Source organism: Streptomyces sp. NPDC091281, assembly GCF_044757425.1.
Taxonomy (GTDB): domain Bacteria; phylum Actinomycetota; class Actinomycetes; order Streptomycetales; family Streptomycetaceae; genus Streptomyces.
In genome coordinates this window covers 388,641-395,712 of sequence record NZ_JBIVUY010000009.1, presented here as the reverse complement: position 1 = coordinate 395,712, position 7,072 = coordinate 388,641, and the positions used below count along the sequence as shown (strand labels likewise).

The window sequence follows — 7,072 nt, the reverse complement described above, 5'->3', positions numbered from 1 at the left end:
CGATCTCCCACAGCCCGTCCGGAACAATCCAACTCCACGTACCCCGCCCCATAGACAGCCCAACGAGCGATCACCACGTAGGACACGGTCTTAGATGCCCGCGTCGGCGGCCTCGAACAGCTTTCCGGCCGGCCGTCTTCGCCCGGTCTCACTCGCCCGGCCTCGGTCGGCAGGGAGTGCACGTTCAGCCGATGAGTGCTGTACCCTCGGCCACCGACTTCCGGTAGTCAAATTTGAGGAGTACCCATTTCCGTTCATCGGGTTCCAGCGGAAACCTCGTCGGAGATCTCGCCGTGGGCGCACCGGGCCGCCGTATTCCTGCCCGGTGTGCCGGCGCGGGCGGGCCGGTTCGCCTTCTGGTCGCCTGACGACGCCGTCCCGACGTGTCCCCTTCCGACGGGGACTGCAGAGAGGGCCAAGGGAGCAGAGCACGTCTCCGGGGCCGTCGGCTCGGAGGTCACGGACGTCGCCGTCGTGCTGCCGACCGTTACCGGACCGCGCGTCACGCGCGTGCCCGCCGTCATAGTGCCGTTGGACGAGGCGTTGCACCTGCTCGTCCGCCCGCAGGGCGACCCGCATGTGCGCGACTCCGTGGCGTTCTGGAGTACGGCGGCGCTCACGGCACTGGGATTCGTCGCCCGTTGCCTGCTGCTGCCCGGCCTCTCGCAGGAGGACCACGACGCCTGGCGCGTAGGACCGTTGGACCCGGACGACACCGACCATGTGCGCCGCCTGGCAGCCGCCATGCCGCTCGAAGCACGCGCCGTTGCCTTGGAGGGCGCGGCGCCTCCGCGGCTGCCCGAGCCGGAGCGTCTGCTGCGCGCGTTCCTGGACGCGGTCGCGGACACCCTGCCCCGCTCCCCCGCCGCGCCGCTGGTGACGGGCGGCCCCGCGTTCGCGGCACCGGGTCCGGTGCGCGTTCCGGAACTGCGCGCGTGGGCCGCGGAGGTCGCCGCGGGGCATGACGCAGGGGTGCGGATCTCTCTCCGTATCGAGGTCCACGGACTCTCGGACCACCTTCAGGCGGCGTCGCCCCCGGTGTTCCGGGTCGTTCCTCAAGTGCACAGCATCAGCGATCCGGGCCTTGTCGCGGACGCGGGCGAGGTGTGGCGGGAGACCGCCGTCACGCGTGAGGCGTTCGGCCCGCGCGCGCGAACGGACGCACTCCTCGGGCTGCGCAGGGCGGCCCGCGCCTGGCCCGCGCTCACCCCGCTGCTGTCCGCCGCCGTGCCGGACGTGGTCGAGCTGATGGAAGACGAGGTCGCCGAACTGCTCGGGGACGGCACGCGCGCGCTCGCCGCGACCGGTGTGGAGGTGCACTGGCCGCGAGACCTGGCACGGACGCTCACCGCCCGAGCCGTGGTGGGTCCGCAGGAGGAGCCAGCGGAGGCGACGGCATACAGCCGGGGGGTGATCTCGGGCGGGACCGGGCCGGACCGCTCGGACACTGGCCGGGCCGGGCGGGGCGCCGACGGATTCGGGCTGCCGTCGTTCCTCTCGGCGGACGCCCTGCTCGCCTTCACCTGGAGTTTCACCTTGGGCGACCAGCACCTCACGCGTGAGGAACTGGACCGTCTCGCCGAGGCCAACCGCCCTCTGGTGCGCCTGCGCGACCAGTGGGTGCTGATCGACCCCGAGGAAGTGCGCCGCGCCAGGGAACGGCGGGACCGCAAGGTGACTCCGATCGATGCGCTGAGCGCCGCCCTGACCGGTGTCACGGAGGTCGGAGGCCGCACCGTCGAGGTGGCCGCCACCGGGTGGCCCGCCGCCCTGCGGGAGCATTTGACGGGACCCCGGCAGGCGGAGCGGGTTCCGCAGCCCGCGTCGCTCGACGCCACCCTGCGCGACTATCAGCGGGTCGGCCTGGACTGGCTGGTCCGGAACACGTCTCTCGGGCTCGGCTGCTGCCTGGCCGACGACATGGGCCTCGGGAAGACCATCACGTTGATCGCCCTGCACCTGCACCGGGCGGCGGACCCCGCCTCGGCCGGTCCGACCCTGGTCGTCTGTCCCACCTCGCTGATGGGGAACTGGCAGCGGGAAGTCGAGCGGTTCGCACCCGGTACGCGCGTGCGCCGCTTCCACGGACAGGGGCGTGACCTGACGGACGTGGCCGACGGGGAGTTCGTGCTCACCACGTACGGCACGCTGCGTCTGGACGCGGCCCGCCTGGGAGCGGTTCCTTGGGGTCTGGTGGTCGCCGACGAGGCACAGCACGTGAAGAACCCGTACGCGGCGACCGCGCGGGCCCTGCGCACGATCGGCGCACGCGCGCGCGTGGCGCTCACGGGCACACCGGTCGAGAACAACCTGTCGGAGCTGTGGGCGATCCTCGACTGGACGACACCGGGACTGCTGGGCCGCCTGGGCGCGTTCCGCGCGCGGCACGCGCGGACGGTCGAGGCGGGCGGCGATCCGGCGGGGGCGGAACGTCTGGGCCGTCTGGTCGGGCCGTTCCTGCTGCGGCGCCGCAAGTCGGACCCGGGGATCGCGCCCGAGTTGCCACCGAAGACCGAGACCGATCGCCCGGTCGCGCTCACGGCCGAGCAGGCAGGGCTGTACGAGGCGGTGGTGCGGGAGACGCTGGCGGCCGTCGCGGAAGCCGACGACATGGCTCGGCGGGGACTGGTGGTGAAGCTCCTGACGGGGCTGAAGCAGATCTGCAACCATCCGGCGCAGTACCTCAAGGAGGCGCGGCCTAGGACCGCCGGGCGGTCGGGGAAGCTGGAGCTGCTGGACGAACTGCTGGACACGATCCTCGCCGAGAACGCGAGCGTGCTGGTCTTCACGCAATACGTGCGCATGGCCCGGCTCCTGGAGCGGCATCTGGCCGGCCGGGGCGTACGAACCCAGTTGCTGCACGGTGGGACGTCCGTCGCCGAACGCGAAGCCATGGTCGAGCGCTTCCAGAACGGCGAGGTACCGGTGTTCCTGCTGTCACTGAAGGCGGCGGGTACCGGACTGAATCTCACGCGCGCGGAGCACGTCGTGCACTTCGACCGCTGGTGGAATCCGGCGGTCGAGGCACAGGCCACGGACCGTGCGTACCGGATCGGGCAGACCCGGCCGGTCCAGGTGCACCGGCTGATCGCCGAGGGCACCGTCGAGGACCGCATCGCCGAGATGCTGGCGCGCAAGCGGGCGCTCGCCGACGCCGTGCTCGGAACCGGCGAGTCGGCGTTCACGGAGTTGTCGGACGCGGAGCTGGCCGACCTGGTGGAGTTGAGGGGAGCCAGCCGGTGAACGGACACGACGACAGTCACGGAGACGGCGCGGCGGTGGGTGCCGAGGAGCTGACGTTTGCGGTGTCGCCCGTCGCGCGCGGGACGGTGTTCGCCCGCTCCTGGTGGGGACGTGCCTGGCTGGCCGCGCTGGAGAACGGCGCGCTGGACGGGGAGCAGATCCGCAGCGGGCGTCGGCTGGCGCGCGCCGGAGGCGTCGGCGCGGTGTCGGTCCGGCCGGGCCGTGTCACGGCCGTCGTCCAGGACGCCGATGGCACGGCCGTCCGGTCGGACGTGCTGCTCGGTGTGCTGACGGACGCCCAGTGGAACCGCTTCCTGGACCTGGCCGTGGAGCGCGTAGGTCATGTCGCGGCGCTGCTGGACCGCGAGATGCCGCCGCATCTGGTGGAGGACGCGGAGGCGGCGGGCGTGGACCTGCTGCCCGGACTGGGTGAGCTGGAGGCGGAGTGCGGGTGCGACGCCTGGGACCACTGCGGTCACACGGCCGCTCTCTGCTACCAGGTGGCCCGCCTGCTGGACGAGGACCCGTTCCTCCTGCTGCTCCTGCGGGGCCGGTCCGAGCGCGCTCTGGTGGAGGAGCTCCAGACGCGCGGCACCGCCGTCGCGGTCGACGAAGGGCCCGCCGAGCAGGAGGGGCAGGACGCGGCGGAGGCCTGCCGTCGGGAGGCGGCGCGGGCGCCGCTGCCCGCGGTGCCCGCGCCGCCTGAGCGGCCGGGCGTACCGCCGTCGCTGGACACCGGCACGGTGCCGCCCGCGGGCGTGGACACGGACGCGCTGGAGCTGCTCGCGTCCGCCGCGGCGGCTCGGGCCCATGCCCTGCTCGCGTGGGCCACGGGCCCCGCAGGCGGACGGCAGGAGCGCGTCCGCGCCCTCGCTCCGGCCGAGGACGCCGTGCGGCTGGCGGCACACGCCGTCCAGTCGCCTCGGCGTGGCATGACGGGGGCTACGAGTGACACGCGCGCGCCACAGAAGGCTGCCGGGGCTTCCGTGAGGGGCCGTGCCGTGAGCGCGAGGGAGGAACGGGCGATCCAGGACCGGCTCGCGGCCGGGTCGGGACGCAGCCGGGAACAACTCGCCCTTGCCGTACGCGCGTGGCTCACGGGAGGCGCTGCGGCTCTCGCCGTCCTGGAGGAGGAGTGGACCGTCGAGGGCGAGGCCCTGTCACGCGCGCGGGCGGCCCTCGAGGCGGCGTGGGACGAGGGCGAGCGGCCGGAGCTGCGGGTCCGGGCGAACCGGTGGACCGTCGGCGGCGGAGAGGTCCAACTGCGGCTCGGCCGTGACGCGTACTGGTGGCCGTACCTCAAGGAACGGGGGCGCTGGGTGCCTGCCGGGGACGCCGCTCGCGATCCTGCGGTGGCGCTGGCGTCCGCCGAGTCCGCCCGCCAGGAGGCGCTGTCCGCCGCTCCCGGTCAGCCCGGCGAGGGCATGAGGCCAGTCTGACCGACGGCTGACGCCCGCCGTTCACCGCGATGTCGATCACCGTTCCGGCGGTGCCCCAAATGTGTCTCCGTCACCGCACTTGCTCCCCAGGAGGCTTCATGTCCCTGCACGCCCCCGGCCGCCGGGCCGTCCACCGCACGCTCGTGGCGGGCGTCCCGCTCGCCCTGCTGGCCACCCTCGCCGGCACCGTGACGGCCTCCGCGCAGACGCCGGGCGCCGAGGCCCACGTGACGCGGACGGCCACCCTGGGCGACATCCCGCTCGGCAGGTTCAGCAACACGCTGCTGCCGGGCACGGTGACCGACGACCGGGGCGTGGACCTCGGCGGCATAGGCAGCGACATCTACCCGGCGGGCCGCCAGGGCGAGTTCTGGACGGTCACCGACCGCGGCCCCAACGGCCAGATCAAGGTGGACGGCACCAAGCGCCGTACGTTCCCCGTGCCCGGGTTCGACCCGGCGATCGTACGCATCCGGGTGAGCGGCACGTCCGTGAAGGTGCTTCAAGCGATCCCGATCACCACCTCGCGCGGCAAGGCCGTGACGGGTCTGTCCAACCAGGCGAGCCGCGACGAGGCGCCGTACTCCTACGACGCGAAGACCCCTCTGTCGTACAACCCGAACGGGCTGGACACCGAGGGCATCGTGCGCGCGAAGGACGGAAGCTTCTGGCTCGTGGACGAGTACGGGCCCTCCCTGGTGCACGTGTCGGCGCGCGGGAAGGTCCTCACCCGGTACGTGCCGAAGGGGCTCGGCCTGCGGGGCGCGGGGTACCGCGTAGTGGAGGCGCTGCCCGAGGTGCTGCTGCACCGCAAGATCAACCGGGGCTTCGAGGGGCTGGCCCTGCTGCCGGGCGGGGATCTCGTCCTGGCCGTCCAGAGCCCCCTGTCCCTGCCCGACCAGGACGCGGGCGAGGCCTCGCGGACGGTGCGCCTGCTGCGCTTCGACACCGAGAAGCGGGCGGTCACCGCCGAGTACGCCTACCGCTTCGACCCGGTCGAGGTCGTCGACCCGAGCGAGGACGACACCTCCGAGCTGAAGATCTCCTCGGTCGTCGCCCTCGGCGGGGAGCGGCTGCTGGTCGAGGAGCGCACCGACAAGGCCGCGCGCCTGCACGAGGTGAAGCTGGACCGCAAGGCGAACATCCTGGGCAGCCGGTGGGACAAGGAGGCGACCTCCCCGTCCCTGGAGCAGCTGGAGAACCCCGCCGCCTCCGGTGTGCGGGTGCTGCCCAAGAAGCTCGTCGTCGACCTCGGCAAGGTCGCCGGAGTGCCCGGGAAGATCGAGGGCGTCGCGCGCGTGGACCGCAACACGATCGCCCTGATCAACGACAACGACTTCGGTATGACCGACGGCTCGGGCGCGTTCGACGCCCAGGGGCGCCTGGTCGACAGCGGCATCGAGACGACCGTGACGTATGTGAGGCTGCCGAAGAGCCTGTGACACTTCGCGCGTGAGGGGCGGCACGTGACTCGTGCCGCCCCTCATGTGTGTCGCGCGGGGCGTGTCGCCTACGCGCGCGTGCCCGTTCCGGGCTCTGGACCTATTGCGGGAGTCCTTCCAGCGAAGGCAGAAGCGACGTGAGGTCGCTCGGCAGCTCGGTCGGAAGGCCGCTGGGGAAACCGGACGGCAACTCCGTGGGGAAGCCGGAGGGCAGCTCCGTGGGGAGGTCCGACGGCAGCTCGGTCGGCAGCCCGGACGGGAGTTCGCTCGGCAGGCCGGACGGCAGACCGCTCGGAAGGCTGAAGGACGGCGTCGGCGGTTTCCGCGCGGGGCCCTCGTCGTCGGGCGAGTCGTCGTTGCCCGTGGCCAGCACCACGACGACGGCGACCACCACGGCGGCGGCCAGCACAGCCAGCAGCGCGAAGAGCGGACTCCGGCGCCGGCCGGGGCCTCGGGGCGGTCCCGGCGGCATCGGCGGCAGCACGGGCGGCCCCGCGCCCGCTCCCGCGCCGGAGACGGCGTCGAAGCGCGCGGTGGGCGGGCCACCGTACGAGGACGAACCGCCGTACGAGGGCGGGCCGAACCCGCCGGAGGGCGGAGTGTCACCCGGCGGGTCGGGCGGACGGGGCGGTACGGGCGGCGTGGCCATGCCACCCAGCGTGGCGCCCACCCCGCCCGTACGGCGACCCCCCTACGGCTCCTGGTACACGTTCGTGCCATGGACCGGATGATTCCGCCACGGACGGGGTGCCGTACACGGGGACCGGCCGGACATCGGCCGACGGCACCCCGGGGACGCGCGCGGCCGCACGCGCGCGTGCATACGTGCCCGTACGGCCGTGGGCGGGCCCGGGGCCCGGGCCGGGGGCGCCGCGGCGGGTTTGGGGGGCGGGGCGGCGGGCGCCGCCCCCCCGGGGGGCCAGGGCCCCGGGGGGGCGGGCGCGAGGG

The 7,072-nt window shown here is 73.6% G+C and carries 4 protein-coding genes; 3 read left to right on the top strand and 1 reads right to left on the bottom strand.

Annotation, left to right across the window (positions count from 1 at the left end):
* Positions 1 to 285: 285 nt before the first annotated feature.
* The 3 genes from ACIQPQ_RS24535 (at position 286) to ACIQPQ_RS24525 (ending at position 6,124) form a co-directional block, all read left to right on the top strand.
* Positions 286 to 3,243 carry a DEAD/DEAH box helicase gene (locus tag ACIQPQ_RS24535; protein WP_401307186.1) on the top strand — a complete coding sequence of 986 codons (2,958 nt, stop codon included), beginning with the start codon at positions 286 to 288 and terminating at the stop codon, positions 3,241 to 3,243.
* The gene (locus ACIQPQ_RS24530) at positions 3,240 to 4,682 is read left to right on the top strand and encodes an SWF or SNF family helicase (RefSeq protein ID WP_401307146.1); all 1,443 of its coding nucleotides are present in this window, start codon (positions 3,240 to 3,242) and stop codon (positions 4,680 to 4,682) included. The genes ACIQPQ_RS24535 and ACIQPQ_RS24530 overlap by 4 nt, the downstream gene beginning before the upstream one ends.
* 98 nt (positions 4,683 to 4,780) lie before the next feature.
* Positions 4,781 to 6,124: an esterase-like activity of phytase family protein gene (locus tag ACIQPQ_RS24525; RefSeq protein ID WP_401307143.1), complete on the top strand. Its 1,344-nt coding sequence runs from the start codon at positions 4,781 to 4,783 to the stop codon at positions 6,122 to 6,124.
* Between the two features lie 100 nt (positions 6,125 to 6,224).
* Here the strand turns inward: ACIQPQ_RS24525 and ACIQPQ_RS24520 are convergent, their stop codons facing one another.
* Entirely contained in the window at positions 6,225 to 6,773 is a 549-nt protein-coding gene (locus tag ACIQPQ_RS24520) for a hypothetical protein (RefSeq protein WP_401307140.1), read from the bottom strand.
* Positions 6,774 to 7,072: the final 299 nt, after the last annotated feature.

What these genes read in the sequence shown, in the direction of transcription:
- ACIQPQ_RS24525 (WP_401307143.1), top strand. Translation starts at nt 4,781, where the DNA reads ATGTCCCTGCACGCCCCCGGCCGCCGGGCCGTCCACCGCACGCTCGTG.
- ACIQPQ_RS24520 (WP_401307140.1), bottom strand. Translation starts at nt 6,773, where the DNA reads ATGGCCACGCCGCCCGTACCGCCCCGTCCGCCCGACCCGCCGGGTGAC.